Annotated in this window: 14 protein-coding genes; 9 read left to right on the forward strand and 5 right to left on the reverse strand. The window is 61.9% G+C overall.

What is annotated here, in order from left to right; all coding sequences use genetic code 11:
• The 4 genes from VIH17_00650 to rpoD form a co-directional block, all read left to right on the forward strand.
• Positions 1 to 2,223 (forward strand): endonuclease MutS2 (locus VIH17_00650; GenBank protein HEY4681741.1); only part of this gene is annotated, 2,223 nt, incomplete at its 5' end.
• Entirely contained in the window at positions 2,223 to 2,660 is a 438-nt protein-coding gene (locus tag VIH17_00655) for a four helix bundle protein (GenBank protein HEY4681742.1), read from the forward strand. The genes VIH17_00650 and VIH17_00655, both read left to right, overlap by 1 nt.
• A gap of 43 nt (positions 2,661 to 2,703) precedes the next feature.
• Entirely contained in the window at positions 2,704 to 4,512 is a 1,809-nt protein-coding gene (dnaG, locus tag VIH17_00660) for a DNA primase (GenBank protein ID HEY4681743.1), read from the forward strand.
• A gap of 195 nt (positions 4,513 to 4,707) precedes the next feature.
• Entirely contained in the window at positions 4,708 to 6,417 is a 1,710-nt protein-coding gene (gene rpoD, locus VIH17_00665) for an RNA polymerase sigma factor RpoD (GenBank protein HEY4681744.1), read from the forward strand.
• Between the two features lie 113 nt (positions 6,418 to 6,530).
• Here rpoD and gltX read toward each other — a convergent pair whose 3' ends face one another.
• Entirely contained in the window at positions 6,531 to 7,973 is a 1,443-nt protein-coding gene (gene gltX / locus VIH17_00670; protein ID HEY4681745.1) for a glutamate--tRNA ligase, read from the reverse strand.
• A 411-nt stretch (positions 7,974 to 8,384) separates the two neighbouring features.
• Here gltX and VIH17_00675 point away from each other — a divergent pair, with 411 nt between their 5' ends.
• A complete protein-coding gene (locus VIH17_00675; protein HEY4681746.1) occupies positions 8,385 to 11,777 on the forward strand; it encodes a diguanylate cyclase in 3,393 nt (1,130 codons plus the stop codon).
• Between the two features lie 37 nt (positions 11,778 to 11,814).
• On the opposite strand, the gene VIH17_00680 is transcribed toward VIH17_00675, so the two are convergent.
• Positions 11,815 to 12,012, reverse strand: coding sequence for a hypothetical protein (locus VIH17_00680; GenBank protein HEY4681747.1), 198 nt, complete (start codon positions 12,010 to 12,012; stop codon positions 11,815 to 11,817).
• Positions 12,013 to 12,162: 150 nt separating this feature from the next.
• Here VIH17_00680 and VIH17_00685 point away from each other — a divergent pair, with 150 nt between their 5' ends.
• The 3 genes from VIH17_00685 to VIH17_00695 all read left to right on the forward strand — a co-directional run bounded on the left by VIH17_00685 (position 12,163) and on the right by VIH17_00695 (position 14,260).
• Complete coding sequence (locus VIH17_00685; protein ID HEY4681748.1) at positions 12,163 to 12,573, forward strand: OsmC family protein; 411 nt, start codon at positions 12,163 to 12,165, stop codon at positions 12,571 to 12,573.
• Between the two features lie 97 nt (positions 12,574 to 12,670).
• Positions 12,671 to 13,141, forward strand: coding sequence for a ferritin-like domain-containing protein (locus tag VIH17_00690; protein ID HEY4681749.1), 471 nt, complete (start codon positions 12,671 to 12,673; stop codon positions 13,139 to 13,141).
• Positions 13,142 to 13,261: 120 nt separating this feature from the next.
• The gene (locus VIH17_00695; protein HEY4681750.1) at positions 13,262 to 14,260 is read left to right on the forward strand and encodes a beta-ketoacyl-ACP synthase III; all 999 of its coding nucleotides are present in this window, start codon (positions 13,262 to 13,264) and stop codon (positions 14,258 to 14,260) included.
• A gap of 48 nt (positions 14,261 to 14,308) precedes the next feature.
• Here VIH17_00695 and VIH17_00700 read toward each other — a convergent pair whose 3' ends face one another.
• From VIH17_00700 to VIH17_00710, 3 genes are all read right to left on the reverse strand, one after another.
• Complete coding sequence (locus VIH17_00700) at positions 14,309 to 16,051, reverse strand: cytochrome b N-terminal domain-containing protein (protein ID HEY4681751.1); 1,743 nt, start codon at positions 16,049 to 16,051, stop codon at positions 14,309 to 14,311.
• 9 nt (positions 16,052 to 16,060) lie between these two features.
• Positions 16,061 to 16,585: a Rieske 2Fe-2S domain-containing protein gene (locus VIH17_00705; GenBank protein ID HEY4681752.1), complete on the reverse strand. Its 525-nt coding sequence runs from the start codon at positions 16,583 to 16,585 to the stop codon at positions 16,061 to 16,063.
• A 237-nt stretch (positions 16,586 to 16,822) separates the two neighbouring features.
• Positions 16,823 to 17,164 (reverse strand): PilZ domain-containing protein, encoded by a 342-nt coding sequence (locus VIH17_00710; GenBank protein ID HEY4681753.1) that lies wholly within the window; start codon positions 17,162 to 17,164, stop codon positions 16,823 to 16,825.
• Positions 17,165 to 17,719: 555 nt separating this feature from the next.
• On the opposite strand from VIH17_00710, the gene VIH17_00715 reads away from it, so the two are divergent.
• Positions 17,720 to 18,751: a zinc-binding dehydrogenase gene (locus VIH17_00715; GenBank protein ID HEY4681754.1), complete on the forward strand. Its 1,032-nt coding sequence runs from the start codon at positions 17,720 to 17,722 to the stop codon at positions 18,749 to 18,751.
• Positions 18,752 to 18,802 lie beyond the last annotated feature (51 nt).

An 18,802-nucleotide genomic window follows, 5' to 3' on the forward strand; every position in this document is an offset into this window, starting at 1 on the left:
GGCCTGGCCGACCCGGAGAAGTGGCTGGCCAAGGTGGCTGCGGTCGGGGTGGTGCTCGAGGCAGACGAGTTGCTCGACGCGGTGACCCTGCTTGAGGCGGCCGATGATCTTCGCCAGACTTTTCGCGAGGCGGCAAAGTCAGCGCCCCGGCTGGCGGAGTATTCCCGCCGCCTGGCCGATTTTCTTTCCGAGCGCAGCGCCATCCGCCGGGCGATCCTTCCGAACGGAGAAATCTCCGACGATGCCTCGCCGGAATTGAAGCGCCTCCGCGCGAGCATGGCGGCCACGCGCGAAAAAATCGAAAAAACGCTCAAGGCAATCCTCCGCGCCGCCGGGAGCGAGTTGCAGGACGAGTTCATTACCGTTCGCAATGATCGTTTTGTCATTCCGGTGCGGTCGAGCGCGCGGCGAAAAATCCCTGGTGTCATCCACGCCGCCAGCGCCACCGGTCGGACGCTTTATGTCGAGCCGCTCGCGACCGTCGAGCTGAACAACAGGCTGGTGCAGCTTGCCGAGCAGGAAGCGGCCGAGATCCATCGCATCCTCGAAGGACTGACCGGGCGACTGCGGGCCGTTCACGCGGCGCTTGAGCGGGCGGCGAGCATTGTGGCGGAAGTGGATCTGGGGTTCGCCCGCGGCCGCTTTGCCCGGGAATTTGATTGCTGCATTCCGCGCTTCAATTCCGAGAAGCATCTCCGGCTGCACGAGGTGCGCCACCCGCTGCTCGAAGAAACTCTGCGGGCAAACAGCGCGCAGCCCGTTCCGATCACGCTCCGGCTCGACCGCGAGAACCACATCATGGCCATCAGCGGGCCCAACACCGGCGGCAAAACCGTCGCGCTCAAGACGGTAGGCCTGGTGGCGCTGATGGCTCGCGCCGGAATTCCCGTGCCGGCAAGCGACGCGGAGGTGCCGCTCTTCGACCATGTGCTGGCCGACATCGGCGACGAGCAATCCATCCAGGCAAGCCTTTCCACCTTTTCGGCTCACATGGGGAACCTCCGGCAGATGGCCGGGGCGGCGACGGAGCAATCGCTGGTGCTGATTGATGAGATTGGGACGGGGACCGACCCGGCGGAAGGCTCGGCGCTGGCGGTAGCGCTGCTCGAACATTTCCGCGGGCGCGGCTCCATGACCATTGCGACCACGCACCATCAGCGGCTCAAGGCCTATGCGGCGGCAACGCCGGGAGTGGTCAACGCCGCCGTCGAATTCGACGAGGTAAACCTCCGCCCCACCTATCGCTTGCTCATGGGCGTGCCGGGAACTTCGAGCGGGATTGACATTGCCGCCCGGCTCGGCGTTCCTGAAGAAATTATCGCGAAAGCCCGTAGCCAGATCGAGGCGCCGGAGCGCGAAGCGGCGGAGCTGATCCGCTACCTCCACGCCAGCCGGGACGAAGTCGAAGCGCTCAAACGAAAGGCCCAGGCAGAACTGGCCGAACTGCAAGAAGAGCGGCAAAAGCTTTCAACCGAATGGGTCGAGCGCCAGCGAAAACGCCTGGCGGAGCTCGAGAAGCAGGTGCAGGAAATCGTGAAACGCTACGAAGCCGAACTGAGGCAGCTTGTCGCCGACGTGAAGGACAAAAAGATTCTGGCGAAACTGGAAAAGGCAGTGGGGCGGCGGGTGGCCGGCATTCGCGGTGATGCGAGGGAGGAATTCGACGCCACCGCGGTGGCGGCTTTGGCCGAAACGCAACAGGAGATCGTTCGAGCGGGCGGCCCGCTTCCCCGCGAAGCGTCGGAAGAAGTCCTCGAGCCGGTCTCGTTCGAGAATCTGAAGCCGGGAGTGATGCTGCGGCTCAAAGGAGTGACGCAACTTGCTCGCTTGCGCTCTTTCGATGGCCGCAAGGCCGAAGTCGAGCTGGGCCGCCTGCACATGAAAGTTCCGGTCGGCGACATACAGGGCGTTTCGCTTAAGCCCGTTTCACCCAAGCCTGTGCGCACGGCTGTCCATGCCGTCGCCCAAGAAGTCCCGAACGAAATCAACTTGATTGGCTTCACGGTGGAAGAGGCACGGGAAAAAGTGGACAAGGTCCTTGATTCTGCCGCGCTTGCCGGCAAGCCGCGCGTGCGCCTCATCCACGGCCACGGCACCGGCGCCCTCCGCCGCGGCTTGGCCGAGTTCCTTGCCACGCATCCGCTGGTGGAGAAGTTCTATGCGGAGGAAATGGACCGCGGTGGGGATGCGGTCACCGTAGTAGAATTGCGGAGCAGCGAGTAATGGGCACAACGAAACTCGAAATTCGAAATTCGAAACTCGCTTCCGATCAGCGGAAGCCGCTGAAAGATTTTACTGATCTGAATGCGTGGAAGCTGGCGCGAGAACTGCGAAAGAAAGTCTATGAGGTAACAAGAAAATCCCCCTCGGATGAGAAACACGTCCTCACGTCACAGGTCCGCCGTGCCGCTCTTTCTGTAACTGCTAACATTGCCGAGGGGTTCGGTAGATTTTCCTACCAGGAAAACATGCCGTTTTGTCGCCTGGCCAGTGGTTCTGCTTTTGAAGTGCGCGACCACCTCACGACTGCATTGGACGCCGGTTATCTGAGCCAACAAGATTGGCGCGAGATGGATGCACTGGCGCAGCGAGCCATTCAGGTCCTGAACGGCTATATTCGCTCGACGCGAGCGCTTCAGAAGCCGAAAGATACGTCGTAGCGCAGCGCGAGTTTCGAATTTCGATTTTCGAGTTTCGTTCTCTATGGCTGAAGCCGGTTCATTTGCCGATCGCGTCAAGTCCCAAGCGGACATTGTCCGCATTGTGGGCGACTACGTGCGCCTGAAGAAGGCCGGACAAAACTTCATGGGTCTTTGCCCGTTCCACTCGGAAAAGACGCCGTCGTTTGCCGTGCATCCGGTGCGGCAGATTTTCCACTGTTTCGGCTGCGGCGTTGGCGGCGATGTCTTCAATTTTGTGATGGACATGGAAAAGTGCGCCTTTCCGGAGGCCGTACGCATCGTTGCCGAGAAGTGCGGCATCCCGATTCCCAGGCAGCGACCGCCGAGCGCCGAACAAGAGCAGGCCACGCGGCAGAAGGCGGCGCTTATGGAGATGCACCGGCTGGCGGCGGAGTTCTTTCAAGAAAATCTGAACGCGCCGGAGCCCGGCCACGGCGGGACGGGCGAAGGTGCGGTGGTGAGGGCTTATCTCGAAGACCGGGGACTCGCTGCCGCGACCATCCAGGAGTTCGGCATAGGCTATGCGCCGGCCGGAGGCGATGCGCTGCTGCGGGCGCTCCGGGCCAAGTTTGCCGACAACTTGCTCGAGGCCTCGGGGTTGGTCATCCGGGACGAGGCGGGACGGCTTTACGACCGGTTTCGCCGCCGGGTGATATTCCCGATTGCCAATGAGTCAGGCAAAGTGATTGCGTTTGGCGGCCGGGCCATGGGCGATGAAATGCCGAAGTATCTGAATTCGCCCGAGACGCCGATTTATTCCAAGAGCCGGGTGCTTTACAACCTCCACCGCGCCAAGAACGCCATCCGGCAGAGCGATTTCGCCGTCCTGGTCGAAGGCTATATGGATACAATCGCGGTGGCAACCGCCGGGGTAGCCAACGTGGTCGCTTCCTGCGGCACCAGCCTGACCGAGACGCAGGCCAAAATGCTTTACCGCTTCAGCCGTCACGCGGTCGTGAGCTTTGATCCCGATTCGGCCGGCGTCGCGGCCACGGAGCGTTCGCTCAGCCTGCTGCTCGAGCAAGGCTTTGACGTGCGGGTGCTGGTCCTGCCCTCCGGGCAAGACCCGGACCTTTTCATTCGCAAGCAGGGTGCCGAGGCCTACCGGCAGAAGGTGGCCCAGGCACCGCCTTATCTCGACTACGTCGTCGGGCGCGCCCGGTCGGCGGCTGGCGGTAGCGGTCTTTCCGCTGCCTCCGGCGGGGCGGAGCGGAAGCTCGCCGCGCTGAACTTCGTGCTCCCTTACATCGCTCGGATTCCCGACCGCATCCTGCGCTCGGAATGGGCCAGCCGCGTGGCCCACGAATTGCAAATTGACGAACCGATCTTGCGGCAGGAGCTCAGGAAATCGGCCGCTGACCGCCGGACAAATATTCAGCCCAGGAAGGAATTTCTACCGGGCGGGGTCAAGCTGGCCGAGCGCCGGCTGGTGCATATCCTCATCGAAAGCGAAGAACACCGTGGCCAACTGGCTGAAGAACTGGCCAAACGGGGCGTCCATCGCGGAACGGAGACCGAAGCTGTTTTGGAGGGGCTGATTGGCGCGGTGCGTGCGGGAAAATCCCTGGATCCTACGGCGGTGGCTGAGACCCTTCCCGAGGTTGACCGGCGAAGGCTCTTCGAGATTGTGTTTGAACCTTCTGCGCCAGCGACGTGGCCGGAGGTGGCGAGCTGCCTCGAAGCGCTGGAGCATCGTCAGGCCGAGCTCGAACTGGGCGAGATGCAGCGCCAAATTGAAGAGGCGAGCCGGCGGAAAGATTCGGTCCGGGTGCGAGAGTTGCTCGAGCGCAAGCAGCAGTTGAGAAAACGGTTGACAGCCGCCGCCGAATAGGCTTATTTTTGATGGGTTTTGGGGAAACCGTCCGCAGCGTCACGGCATCCAATAACTGTGACGGGCGCTCCAACCTGCCAAGCAGGCCCCGATTCTATCGGGGCAGGCGTGAAGTTACGTACAAGACCTTCCCAGGCAAGCAGTTGCGTGCCCCTCGTTTCAGTTCGCATGCACCCCAGCGGGAGTTCATAGATCGTGGGCATTGAGGAAAAATACGATTCTGTCAGGCAGTTGATCATCATGGGCAAGGAGCGGGGCTACCTGCTCTACGACGAGGTCAACGATCTCCTGCCGCAGGAGATCCATTCTTCCGAGGACATTGACGACCTGCTTTCCACTTTTGACAGCCACGGCATTGAGGTGTTGGAAGAAGTGCCCAAGCTGGTCTCGACCGGTCGGGAAGAAAAGGCCGAGCTCGAGACAGAAAAGCCGGAAGAGCCCGCCGAAGAAGTGGAGCTCGACCTGACTCCGGGGGCGCTCGAAAAAACCAACGATCCGGTGCGGATGTACCTGCGCGAGATGGGCACCGTGCCGCTGCTCACCCGCGAGGGTGAAGTGGTAATCGCCAAGCGCATCGAGCGCGGCCAGGTGCGCGTTCTGAAAGCCATGTCGCGCTCGCCGATCGTCATCAACGAGATTCTTTCCCTCGCCGTGTCGCTCCGTGAAGGCTCGAAGTCGGTCAAAGAAATCGTGCAGTTTGACGACGACGAGCTGACCGAAGAAAGGGTGGAGGAGAAAACCGAACAGACGATCGAGCAGATTGAAGCGATCGGAAACCTCTACAAGAGGAGCCAGCAACTCGCCGAAAAGTTTGCTGAAGTGCCCAAGAGCAAGAGGCCGCGCGAGTGGCGGCGGGCCCGCCGTCGTCTGGCCCGGGTGAGGGTCGAAATCAGCCGGAACATCCGGGCGATGGAGTGGAGCCCGTTTGAGCGGAAACGGTTGATTGACCGCATCCGGCAGACGGTGGAGCGGGCGCAACAGCTCGAGCGCGAAATCCACAAACTCGAGCGGCGGGTGGAGCAATCGAAGGCCGAGGTTCAGGCCGAGGCTCGCCGGGAACTCCGCGCGCGCCGCAAGGAATTGAACGATCTGGAAGGGCTGGCGCAAACCAGCGCCATCGAGCTGCGCCGGACCATTCAGGTGATCGCCCGCGGCGATGCCGAAGCCGAGCAGGCCAAGAAAGAATTGATCGAGGCGAACCTCCGCCTGGTGGTTTCCATCGCCAAGAAATACACCAACCGCGGATTGCAATTCCTCGACCTGATTCAGGAAGGGAATATCGGCTTGATGAAGGCGGTGGACAAATTCGAGTGGCGGCGGGGCTACAAGTTTTCGACGTACGCCACCTGGTGGATCCGCCAGGCCATCACCCGCGCCATTGCCGATCAGGCGCGCACCATCCGCATCCCGGTGCACATGATCGAGACGATCAACAAGCTCATCCGCACCAGCCGGCAACTGGTGCAGGAACTCGGCCGCGAGCCGACATCGGAAGAGATCGCCAAGCGGATGGATATTCCGGTGGCGAAGGTGCGGAAGATTTTGAAGATCGCCCAGGAGCCGATTTCGCTCGAAACGCCCATCGGCGAGGAAGAGGATTCGCATCTCGGCGATTTCATCGAGGACAAGGCGGTGGTCTCGCCCTCGGATGCCGTCATCAACCTCAACCTGAAAGAACAGACTTCTTCCGTGTTGAAGACCCTGACGCCGCGTGAAGAAAAAGTGATCAAGATGCGCTTCGGGCTTGACGACGGCAGCGAGCATACCCTCGAAGAAGTCGGCCAGTCCTTTGCCGTCACCCGCGAACGCATCCGCCAGATCGAAGCCAAGGCGCTCCGCAAACTGCGTCACCCCTCCCGCTCCCGCAAGCTCCGTGCCTTCCTGGAAGGTCCGGCGAGGGATTAGTTCCGGCCCGGGCGTTCGAAACTCGAAAACCGAAAATCGTCTCGCCGGCGGCCCGCTTTCCGTCGTTCGGGAACCGAGCCGCCGGTCGTGTTTTATGCAACCTGAGCGACGAACTAAGTCCGACTGGCGAGGAATTGGACCAGTTTTTCGAGGCGGGCGACAACGCGCTCCTTGCCGAGGGTGACCATCGTTTCAAAGAGCGGCGGGGCAACCGCGCGGCCGGTCAGGCCGACGCGGGCGGCGTTGATCAGAAGCGCGGCCTTGACCCCTTCGCGTTCGGCGAGCCCGCGCAAAACGGCTTCGGCGGTGTCGTGCCGGAAGTCGGCGAGCGCCGCGAGCCCGTCGGTCAGAGCCTTCATCAGGCCGGGAAGTTTGGGATCCTTCAAGAATTTGTCCACGGCTGCCTGGTCATAAGAGAAATCGTCCGTCCAAAAGGCGCGGCCCCAGGCGGAGAAATCTTTCAGGCTGCGGGTGCGCGGGCGAAGCAGGTCCACCGTTTTTTCAAACCATGCCCGGCGCGGGCCGAAAAATTCCCCCTGCCAGAGACTGCACGCGCGCAGCTCTTTCTCGACCGCCCGGGCGACGCGCTCGATGGGCATCTGCTGCAAGTATTGTGAGTTGAACCACTCCAGCTTTTCCCGGTTGAAGACGGCGTTGGTGCGGCTGACGGCCGAGAGAGAAAAGCGCCGGATCAACTCATCGGTCGAAAGCATTTCGGTATTGTCGCCAGGCGACCAGCCCAGCAACGCCAGAAAATTGCAAAACGCTTCCGGAAGGAATCCTTCCTCCCTGTAGGACGTGAGGGAAGTAGCCCCGTGGCGCTTGCTGAGCCGCGTGCGATCAGGGCCGAGGATGAGCGGCACGTGGGCGAAGATCGGCGCCGCTTCGCCGAGCGCCCGGTACATCAGCGCCTGCTTGGGGGTGTTGGAGATGTGGTCGGCGCCCCGAATGACGTGAGTGATCTTCATGGCAAGGTCGTCCGCCACCACACCCAGGTGGTAGGTGGGCAGTCCATCCGAGCGCAGAAGAACAAAATCTTCGATTTCGCTGTGGTCCACCTCGACCTGGCCATAAACGAGGTCTTCGAACGAAGTCTTCCCTTCCTCGGGCACGCGGAAGCGGACCGCCCGCTCTCTTCCCATGGACTGGAGCTGTTTCTGTTGCTCGGAACCTAGCCTTCGACACGTGCGGTCGTATTTCCACGGCCGGCCAGACATTTCGGCTGTCTTTCTTTTGGCCTCGATCTCGTCCCGAGTGCAGTAGCAATAGTAAGCGTGGCCGGAGTCGAGAAGCCGTTGGGCCAAGCTGCGGTAGCTCGATAGTCGTTCGGACTGATAGTAAGGACCCTCGTCCCAGTCGAGTCCCAACCATTTCAGGCTATCTAGAATCCCTTCAACAAGTTCCGGACGATTTCGGTCCATGTCAGTGTCTTCAACGCGGAGCACGAAAACGCCCTTTTCGTGCCTGGCAAAGAGCCAATTGAAAAGGGCAGTGCGAGCGCCGCCCACGTGCAGGTAGCCGGTCGGTGAGGGAGCAAATCGAACGCGGACGGTCAAGGGATCAACTCCTGTCCCGCACAGCGGGAGGCTTTAGCCATGAACCGAAACGCCGCATGATAGCCCAATGGGCTCCTAAAAGCGACCCCGTGGCTCCGGGGGGGCGAGAAGTACCCTGGTACCATTGCCTGGGCGAAGCCACAAGACTATTATGGGCGGACGTTTAGGAGGGGAGTGTACCGTTCCCTGAAGGGAACGAGATTGCCCCAGGGAGCTGTTTGGCAAAGCCCGGCCACGGGCTGCGTCCCGCTCCGTCCTGTCCCAGCATTTTTCTGGACCGGGACGGAAGAAGTGAGCCACAAAGCTCGAGTCGATCCCGAAGGTCTGCGCTCGGGTGAGGCGTCCGGATCGCGAAGCTTCGGGAGAGGGTTTTACTAAAGGACCGAAGGCGCAGTGGCGACAGAACACGCGATGACGGCACTGGTACTGGTGGCCGCGACCACCACTGTCTCCGGTTTTTTCTTCCTCGTCTATCGCCTCAAGCGACAGCCGTATCTTCTCTGGTGGACGCTGGGTTGGTTTCTGCTCGCGTTGCACTACGGCGGCGCCTACCTCTACCAGAGCGCCGGTGAGCAACGCCTTTGGGCGCTGGCGGCGAGCCGGTGGCTGCTGGGGCTGGCCGTCTTGCTCCTGCTTGCGTCGGTGCGCATGTTTGCCCGACTGGGGAACTGGCCGCTCGGTTACTTGATCTTTGGGCTGGTCTTCGGCACCTGGTCGTTCCTGCAGACAGCGCCGGTGAGCTGGCACCTGCCGCTTAATCCGGAGGTGGGCGCGGCAGCGGTGAACCTTTACATCGCCTGGCTGTTTTGGCGGGAAAGCCGGCGGCGCGATTCCTTCGCTGAGGCTTTGCTTGCTTGCGCCTTCGGGCTGTGGGCGCTGGCGCTGGCGGCGCAAGCCGCGTCGGCGTCGTTCATTGTGGATCCTTCCTATCGGTTGCTCAGCGCCAACCTGCCGCAACAACTGATCGCCGTGCTGATGGTGATGACGCAGTATGAGGATGAGAAACGCCGGGTGGAGCGCAACATGCTGGCGCTGTCCAGTTTGAACCTGGCCACCAGCAGCTTCGGCGCGGCCGGCGAAATGGACAGCATGATGCGGCAAGCGCTCGACCGCATCTTGAATGTCGTGCACGTGCAGGCGGGCTGCCTTTGGCTGCGGCACACGCCTCCCTTTCACGGCCGGGCTGCTTTCCTTGGGCTGACGGAGCGCTTCATCCGGGAGGTGCGTTCCGGCAGCCTCGACGGCTATCTGGTGGATACGGTGGCGCGCCTCGGGGGATTGATTGTCTTTCGCGATCTGACGCGGGATGAAAGTTGGAGCGCGCTCGAGCGCGAGCCTGAATTTGGACGCTTTGTCCAGGCGGCGCAGCGGGAAGGCTTGCGCAACGTGGTCGGGATCAGCCTGCAAGCGAAAGAACAGGTCTTTGGGCTGATGATGCTGGGCACCGGCGAGAGCCGCTGTTTTTCGCCAGCTGAGTTGCGCCTGCTGCTGGCGCTCGGTCACCAGATGGGAATTGCCGTGGAAAACAGTTGGCTCCTCCAGCAGACCACGCGCCGCACCGAGGAATTGAATGCCATGCGGGAGATTGGCCGCGTCTTAAGCTCCACGCTGGCGACCCCAAGGCTTCTGGAAACCATCTATTCCGAGATTCGCAAGCTCTTTTCCGTGGACAACTTCTACATCGCTTTCTACGACGCTGCTCAGGAGATGCTCCATTTCGCCTTCGAGGCGGTGGCCGGGGTGGTGCAACCCTCGCGCAGCCGGGCGGCTGGCAATCATCTGACCGAGTACATGTTGCGGACGCGGCAGCCGGTCCTCATCCGCGAACCCTTCGACGAAACCCTCGGCGAAATGGGCCAGGAGCCGGGCCGCTCCTTCCGGTCCTTCTGCGGGGTTCCCCTCGTGCTCTACAATCGGGCCATCGGCGCCATGGCCATCTACCACGAACAGGAGCGCCAGTTCGATCCGGGCCACCTGGATGTGTTGAAGATTCTCGCCAGCGAGGCGGCCATCGCGCTCGAAAACGCCCGCCTCTTTGCCGAGGAACAGAAGAGGTCGCGCCACCTGGCGGTGCTCAACAACATCTCCCGGCGGGCGATTACCACGCTCGAACCCGCTGCCATGCTGGCGGAGATCATGCAGGAGCTGAGCAGCGGACTGTCCTACGACCACATTGGCATCGGCATCCTCGACTACAACGCCAAAGAAGTTTCCCTGCAAGCGGAAGCGGGAACCCATCGTGGCGAGATTCGCCGCCGCGTGCCGATTGGTTCCGGCGTGATGGGAGAGGCGGCTCGCGACGGCAAAATGGTCATCGCCGAGAAAATCAAACCGGAAGAAAATCGCGCCCTGCTGCCTGACGCGCGCTCGGCGCTCGCCTCACCCATCGCCTACGCCGACCAGGTCATCGGGGTGCTCAACATTGAGCGGCGGCACCCGGGCGCCTTTTCCCCGGAAGAAATTCTCCTCTTCCAGACACTGGCCGATCAGCTTGCCGGCGCCCTGCACAACGCCTATATGTTCCAGAAGGCGCAAGAACAGGCGATCACCGACGGCCTCACCGCGGTCAAGACCCATCGCTACTTCATGGAGGCGTTGCAATCGGAGTGGAAGCGTTCGACCCGCACTTCCCGCTGCTTTTCCCTCGTGCTGCTGGACCTCGACCGCTTCAAATTCGTCAACGATTTCTACGGTCACCTTGAGGGCGACGTCGTCCTGCAACGGATTGGCCGCATCCTGGAGCAGAATTGCCGCCGCTCGGACGTGGTCGCCCGTTACGGCGGCGACGAGTTTGTCATCTTGATGCCGGAGAGTCCGGCCGAGCAGGCGCGGGGATTGGCCATCAAGCTGCGCGCCTGGATTGCCGCTGACCCGCTGCTCCACGAGAAAAACATCACCGCCAGCTTCGGCCTGGCGACCTTCCCCATGCACGGCAGCACGCCGCAGGAATTGATCCAGGTGGCCGACGCGAGCATGTACGTGGCCAAGCATCAAGGCGGCAATACCGTCAGCAGCACCGACCATCCCCGCTTCGGTCCAGCTCATCGCTGGAACAAGGACGTCGTCGAGGCTTACCTGGGGGTGACGCTCAAGCGCCTGTTTGCTACCGGCCCGGAGGCTTTCGACGAAGTCTACCAGCGCCTCCAAAAATTCATGGAAGGTCTGCCGGACGACAACGGATCCCATGGCGTGCCCGGGGCGGTCATTGACACCGTCACGTCGCTGGCCTTTGCCATTGACGCCAAGGACCATTACACCCAGGGCCATTCGCAGAAGGTGGCGGAGTACGGGGTCCGCCTGGGCCGGATGCTGGGGCTATCGGAGAAGGAAGTGGAGGAGATTCGCCTCGCCGGGTTCGTTCACGACGTCGGCAAGGTGGGCATCCCCGAACGCATCTTGCACAAGCCGGCGCGGCTTGACCCGGATGAGTGGGAAGTCATGAAGGCTCACGCTTATCTTGGGGCGAAAATTCTGGAGCCGCTCCGGGGCATCACCTGCATCCAGGGGATGGTGAAGCACCACCACGAATTTGTGGACGGCAGCGGCTATCCCGATGGCCTGCGCGGGACGGAGATTCCACTGGGCGCGCGCATCCTGGCGATTGCCGACGCCTACGATACGATGACCTCCGACCGCACCTACCGTCCGGCGCGCTCGCCGGAAGAAGGACTGGCCGAACTGGAACGCTGCGCCGGTTCCCAATTTGATGCCCACCTGGTGAGCCTGTTCGCTCAAGGTATTCGTTCGGAGCCCGCCGTGGAGGTTCCGGCGGCGACTCCCTCCGGCAAGGAAGAAATCCACTGACCGAAATGGAGCGGGCGTTGGTGGAGAGGATTTATTCTCACTCGCCGGCGCTGCCGACTGAGAAGCCCGGCTTGACGGTGGTCAGGACGCGCATGTTGACTTCCTTCCGGCAGAAGTCGCATTCGTCCGCATAGACGCGCTTCATGAGCAGTTCGAACATTTGGTCCGGTCCGGGATAGATGGTGTAAACACGCTTGCATTCCGGACATTCCACCTGTAGAAGGTTTCCGCTCACGCCTGGCTCCCTGGGAAGACCACCGGAAGCAGTCTAGGCGGCTCTTCGAAGCATTGTCAATGTTTGGCGCCGGGTAGCGCCGGTGGGCGTCCCGAAGGTTCGGGATTCACCCGGGCTACCACCAAACGGTGACCCAGGCCTGGAGGAACCATGCAAGAAGCGAGAGTTCGCTGGGTAGAGGACGACCGATTTCTGGCCACGACGCCGAGCGGCCACGCCGTGCCCTTCGATTCGAATCGCCAAACGAACCTGGCCCCCGGGCCCATGGAGATGCTGCTTGTTGCTCTGGGGGCCTGCACCGCGACCGACGTGGTCACCATCTTGAAGAAGAAACGGCAGCCTTTGGCCGGGCTGGAGGTTGCCGTGCGCGGCGAACGAGCTGCCACGCCGCCTACCGTGTGGACCAAACTCGAAATCCACTACCGCGTTCGCGGCCGCGGCCTGGACGAAAAAGCGGTGCGCGACGCCATCGAGCTCTCCGAAAACAAGTATTGCTCGGTCGCGGCCATGCTGAAGAAAACCGCCCCCATTCGCTTTGATTTCGAGATGACCGAGGCGTGAATTCCGAGCGAACAAGCAGGGCCGGCGGGCATTGACCAAACCGGCTGCCGGCGCTATTCTGGCGCGGTAAGTTACACTCCCTCTCCTGGAGGAACTCATGTTGCGCGGACAACAGATCGTCAAGAACCGCGAAGAGATCGTTCGACTGCTGAACCAGGCTATGGCAGCGGAAGGACTTGCCGCCTATCGCTATCTTTATCTTTCTCGATGGCTGAGCGGGCACGGCTCCCACGAAGCCGGCGAATTTTTTTCCAAGGCGGCTGCTGAAGAAAGCGGGCACGTCGCCCAGCTCATGGAGCGCATTATTCAACTCGGCGGCGTCCCGTTGACCACACCCTCGGAGTGGGAAAAACAGACCTACGCCAAGTACGTACCGCCGCCGAAGGATCCCACCAAGGTGGCCGAAGCCATCGAGCAGAGCATTGACGCCGAGCGCCAGGCTATCGATTTCTACAACAAACTTTGCGAAAAGGTACAGCACACCGACCACGTCACCTATCAACTGGCCGCGCAGCTTCTGGCCGACGAAGTCGAGGACGAGCATACGCTGGAGACTTTTCTCCGGTAGCCCGGCTGCGCCGCGCCACGTTTTTACCGCCGGTGCTTGATTTTGACGTTGTGCGGGCCGTAGAATTTCCGGTTCTCGATCTCTCGCTGCGATCAGCTTGGGTGCCTGGAAAGGACTCGGATGGCAAAGCGCATTCCGGCGAAGATTACCGGCGTCGCCAGCTACGTTCCGCCACGCCTGCTCACCAACGCTGACCTCGCAAAGATGGTGGAGACCTCGGACGACTGGATCCGCGAGCGCACCGGAATCCGCGAGCGCCATATGGTGGACGACGGCGTCGCTGCTTCGCACCTGGCTACCGCAGCGGCCAGGAAACTCCTGGCCCAGACCAACACTCCCCCCGAAGAAATTGAAATGATCATCGTGGCCTCGGTGACGCCGGACATGATGTTTCCGGCCACCGCGTGCCTGGTGCAAGATCGGCTGGGGGCAAAGAACGCCTGGGGATTCGACCTTTCCGGCGCGTGCGCCGGCTTTGTCTATGCCTTGACGGTGGGCGCTCAATTTGTGGGCGCCGGCAGCCACAAGAAAGTGTTGGTGATCGGCTCGGACGTCATGACCTCTATCCTTGATTTCACCGACCGCGCCACCTGCGTGCTCTTCGGCGACGGGGCGGGCGCCGTGCTGCTCGAACCAGCCAACGATGACCGCGAGGGGATCCTCGATTTCATGCACGATGTGGATGGTTCCGGCGGATGTTTTCTCTACATGCCGGGCGGGGGAAGCCTCCATCCGGCCACCCAGGAAACGGTGGAGAAGCGCATGCACTGTGTCCACCAGGAGGGGCAGCAGGTCTTCAAATACGCCGTCCGCCGCATGGCTGACGTTTCCGCCCAGCTCCTCGAACGCAACGGCTTCACGGCCAGCGACCTCAAGCTTGTGATTCCCCACCAGGCCAACGAGCGCATCATCCGCGCCATGATGGACCGCCTCGGGGTGGACGACTCGAAAGTCGTCATCAATATCACGAAGTACGGCAATACCACCGCCGGCACCATTCCTCTCGGCATGAGCGATGCTCTCGCGGAAGGCAGATTGAAGAAGGGTGATCTGGTTCTGTTGATCGCCGTCGGGGCCGGGTACACGACCGGGGGAGTGCTGCTTCGTTGGGCGTACTAGAGGGTGCTCCAAAAAGCCTGAACCAGCGATACCGATCCCCATCAGCCGCTATCTTGTGCTAGCCAGCCACGCCGCAATCTGCCTGCGGTCTTCCTCGGTGAGCTTGGGGAAAGATTCCGGCATGGGTTCTTTTAGGCCGTAGGCGCGCGGCCCCTCCAAAATTTTCACGATGTCGGCTTCGGTGCGGTTCGGCTTCAGGGTGATGCCGATCAGCGTGGGGCCGATATTTCCCTCGGCGTTGGGCCCGTGGCACATGGCGCAGGTCACCAGGAAGACCATTGGCGGGCCGCCCCGACCTGTCGGCACGCCGGCCGAGGTGACGGACACGGGAATGGGAGAGTCGAGCGCGCGCAGAAACTCAGCCAGCAAAACGCGGTCCTCTTCCGCCAACTGAGCGAACGCGGGCATCGAGTTGGGTGAAGGCTCGCCCCGATGCAATCGGGGCGAGCGCCCGTGGCCTTCCAGGAAGCGCACCAGGAATTCTTTGCTTCGCCCCCGGCGCCGCGCCAGGCCGGCCAGGGCTGGCCCCAAGGGACCGCCGCGCGCATCGGCACCGTGGCAGTTCGCGCAGTTGGCAAAGTAGAGGCGCAGCGACCGTGGCACCGCCGCAACCGGGTTCATCGCCATCGGAGCTTCCATCGGAACCGTCCGGCCAAGCTGCTGGGGTTCAAAAGGCGCGCGGGCGAAAGCCCTGGCGTCTCTTGCCTGCTGCTCGAGCTTGGCGCGCAGGGAAGGGTCCCGGCGGTCTTCAACCTTGGCCAGGGCAATGAGGCTGGCGGCAAGGGCCAGCGTCCCCGCCAGCAGGATCGTCGCAACGGGGCGGCGCAAGGGATGGCGCTCGCTCTTTCGATCGAAGAATGGCAGCAGGATGAGCGCCGCGAACAGGATTCCAGGAAGGATCACCGAGGGAATCAGCGAGAGCTCTCCGGGAAAATATTTGAGCAATTCAAAGAGCGGCAAGAAATACCACGCCGGGCGAGCGAGGTAGTCGCTGGTCGGGTCGGCCAGCGGGCCGAGCGGGACGGGCATGGCAACGGCCAGCGCCGAAAGCAGAACAAACAGCGCAAACACAAAGGCGGTGTCATAGAAGAATTGCTTGGGATAGAACCGCCCCGTTTTCGGGTCGTGTTCATGGTAGCTGCCGGCCGGGCCGGCTTTGCGGAACAAGAACAGATGAGCCACCACGAAAATCAGGATCAGCCCGGGGACGAAGAGGATATGAAGCACAAAAAAACGCGAAAGGCTGATCGTCGTCAGCTCCCTCCCGCCGAGCAGAAGCCGAGCGAGCCATGGGCCTACTACCGGAACTTCGGCGGCGATGTTGGCCCCGACCTTCGTTCCAAAATAGGCTTCCTGGTCCCACGGCAGCAGGTAGCCGGTGAAACCCAAAAGGAGAACGAGCGGCAGCAAAATCAATCCGGAAATCCAGTTCAGTTCGCGCCGGCCCTTATAGGCGCCAAAGAGAAGCGTCTGCGCCAGGTGGAGCGCCAGCACAAGGATCATGGCGCTGGCGCCGTAGTAGTGGAGGCCGCGAAGAAAACTCCCGCCGGCAACCGCCTTCTCGATGTAAGCGACGCTCGAGTGAGCATGGTCGGAGCTGGGGACGTAATACATGACCAGAAAAGCGCCGGTCACCGCCTGGAGCAGAAAAAGGAAAAGCAAACCGCCGCCGAAGACGTAGGCCCAGCGCGGCCCGCCCGGGATGGGCTCGTCCGAGACAGCGCGGATCAACCGGCCGAGCCCGGTGCGCTCCTCGAACCAGCCGGAGACGGACCTCAGCTTAGGCGCCACGTCTCCACCTCAGGCAACGGCAATCTTTTCCTCGATGCTGGGTTTGAAGTATTGATAGCGAACATAGACCACTCCCTCGCGCACCTCATATTCCAGCGCATCCAGTCCACGCCGTGCTGGCCCGCCGATGCGATCGCCTTCTGCGTTCCAGGCGCTTCCGTGGCACGGGCAGAGGAACCCGTTCGGCGCCGCGTTCACGGTGCAGCCGAGATGCGGGCACGTGGCCGAGAAGACCTCGAGCTTTTCTCCGCGGCGCACGATCCAGATCAACCGCTGCACGTTAAATTGTCCCCAGCCGGCGATTTGAGAGATCACGACGCTCCGCTTCACCGGCTGGCCGTCCGGGATGTCTTCGAGCAGGCCGGCATCCGTCCACGGCGTCCTGCCGCCCGGACCTTGCTCGAGTGCCGGGTGGAGCGTGTAGCGCCCGGCAGCAAAGGCCACCACCGCTGCCATGGCGCCCATCATCAGCCCGGCCAGCTTGCCCAGAAACGAGCGACGTTCAAGCGGGCCAGTCGCGCTTGGTGCGTTCATCTCCAGTGGACTCATTACGAGATTTCTCCCGGATGGCGCCGCCGGTGGGCGGCGATCCCGAACCTTCGGGACACCATCTTGAGCGAAAGCCGGATTTTTATTCTTGCCGGAGCAAAGGTCTCGAGTCAAATCCCCTGGCCCCGGCTACCCGGAGTTGAAAGAGGGTATGAGACGGGAAAAGGAAATGGCGGACGGTGAGCCATCGAACATGGATCCGAATATGGATCCGAACATGGATCAGGCGGAGCCGGGCACGCCCTGCCCCGGCGGAGGCGACCAATGCAATCCCCAGAAATTATCTTGTCCCATGATCTCGACTCCCATTTGCCAGGCCCGCGATGGCCAACTTTTCTTCCGCCACACGACGTGCGCCCGGGCGACCTGGCCACTGGCCACCATGGCCAGTTGGAACTCGTCGCCGATCATCAGATCCTGCCGGGAGACGACCATGGCGCCGTACCGGCTGATCACGCGGGTCTGCGCTTCTTCTTCCTCCAGCGCACCGCCTTTCTGCACGCGGATGTAGATGGGGATTTCGAGAAGAATGCGGTTGCTTCGCCGTTTCCGGGAATAGTCCATTGAAAAGCTCCCTGCGGAGGGGATGGCACCCTCTATTTTAGTGCATCGAGCCGAATAGTTCCCGACCAACTTGGCTTCTGTCAGTAATCAGTTACGTGCTCCCAATATTGCTGTGGCCCCGGCCTCTGCTCGGCCATCTTTCTCTCTGTTGTGCTTCCTGAACCTCCTCTGCTTTCCTGGTCGTTTCCTCGCGTTGACTCGGCTGCCGCGGCGTCCCGCTGTGAGCCCGCTCGCGCTCGAACCATGAACCTTCCGGGAGGGCTAGGCCGGGGGACTCCCATGCCTGCCCGGTCGCCCTGGTCGAGCCCCATCAGCCACGATTACGGTGCGAGGATTCGCCCAACCGGAGCTATTCGTGCGAGGTATGGCGCATGGTATCGCTCCCCTGGCCGAGCCCGCCCCGTAAAGCGGGCTCTCCTAACCTGTGGCAAGCGATTGAATAATAAGGACTTCTTTTGATCTAGGAGCGATCCCCGAAGGCATTTGCCAAATTGTTCCGCGAGGCAGCGGATTTGCTCCCTGTGGGGGGTTGTCTGTATATTTGAGCTGATGCCGATGCTGGCCGCGCTATACCGGGGCAGCCCGCAACTCACTATAGAAGACTGGCCCCGACCCGTGCCCGGGCCGGGCGAGCTGCTCGTGCGAGTAGCCGCTTGCGGTATCTGCCATACCGACCTCCACTATCTCGACCACGGCGTGCCTACCTTCAAAAAGCCTCCTCTCGTTCTCGGCCATGAAATCAGCGGCACGGTGGCCGGAGCGGCGGCCGGGGTAAAAAATTTTCGCGAAGGTGATCGCGTCCTGATCCCAGCCGTTCTGACTTGCGGGCAATGTCACCTGTGCCGGAGCGGCCGCGAGAACATTTGCGAAGCGATGCGCATGCTCGGCAACCACGTGGATGGGGGTTTTGCCGAATGGGTGGTGGCGCCAGCCAAGGACTGCTTTCCGGTGCCGAATGAAATCCCGCTGGACGATGCGAGCATCATCGCCGACGCTGTCTCCACGCCCTATCATGCCGTCAAGCATCGCGCGCAAGTCCGCACCGGCAGCGTAGTGGCTGTTTTTGGTTGCGGCGGGGTAGGGATGAACGTGGTGCAATGCGCGGTGGCCGCCGGCGGGCGAGTGATTGCCGTGGACCTCGATCCGAAGAAGCTCGAACTGGCTGGGAAGCTGGGCGCGGCCTTGACCGTGAATCCCAAAGATGTGGAACGAGTGGACAAAGAGTTGAAGAAAATCACCGGCGGCGGCTGCGACATCGCCATCGAGGCCATCGGCAAACCGGAGACCATTCGCCTGGCGTATGAGTCGGTGCGTCGCGGCGGGCGGGTTTGCGTGATCGGCTATAGCGCCGAAGAGGTGACGCTGGCCGTCTCCAAACTGATGTTCTACGAGCTCGAGATGGTGGGCAGCCTGGGATGTCGCCCGGTGGACTATCCCGAAATTATCGAGCTGGTGCGGATCGGGCGATTGCAGCTTGCGCCGATCATTACGGGGCGGATTCCGCTCGAGCGGATCAACGATGGCTTTGACGCGCTCCGGCAGGGCTGTGCGCTCCGAACCATCGTTCTGCCGGCCCCGGCTTCTTAGGCGGGCCCCTTGAGGCTTGCCTGCATTCGGTCTTGTCCGGATTCGGACGTG

It is taken from the genome of Candidatus Acidiferrales bacterium, from assembly GCA_036514995.1.
Taxonomy (GTDB): domain Bacteria; phylum Acidobacteriota; class Terriglobia; order Acidiferrales; family DATBWB01; genus DATBWB01.

Bases quoted from the DNA above. Each gene is read 5' to 3' on its own strand.
- VIH17_00695 (HEY4681750.1), top strand. From the start codon at position 13,262: ATGGCAAAGCGCATTCCGGCGAAGATTACCGGCGTCGCCAGCTACGTT.
- VIH17_00690 (HEY4681749.1), top strand. From the start codon at position 12,671: ATGTTGCGCGGACAACAGATCGTCAAGAACCGCGAAGAGATCGTTCGA.
- VIH17_00655 (HEY4681742.1), top strand. From the start codon at position 2,223: ATGGGCACAACGAAACTCGAAATTCGAAATTCGAAACTCGCTTCCGAT.
- VIH17_00705 (HEY4681752.1), bottom strand. From the start codon at position 16,585: ATGAACGCACCAAGCGCGACTGGCCCGCTTGAACGTCGCTCGTTTCTG.
- VIH17_00710 (HEY4681753.1), bottom strand. From the start codon at position 17,164: ATGGACTATTCCCGGAAACGGCGAAGCAACCGCATTCTTCTCGAAATC.
- VIH17_00715 (HEY4681754.1), top strand. From the start codon at position 17,720: ATGCTGGCCGCGCTATACCGGGGCAGCCCGCAACTCACTATAGAAGAC.
- VIH17_00685 (HEY4681748.1), top strand. From the start codon at position 12,163: ATGCAAGAAGCGAGAGTTCGCTGGGTAGAGGACGACCGATTTCTGGCC.
- VIH17_00675 (HEY4681746.1), top strand. From the start codon at position 8,385: ATGACGGCACTGGTACTGGTGGCCGCGACCACCACTGTCTCCGGTTTT.
- dnaG (HEY4681743.1), top strand. From the start codon at position 2,704: ATGGCTGAAGCCGGTTCATTTGCCGATCGCGTCAAGTCCCAAGCGGAC.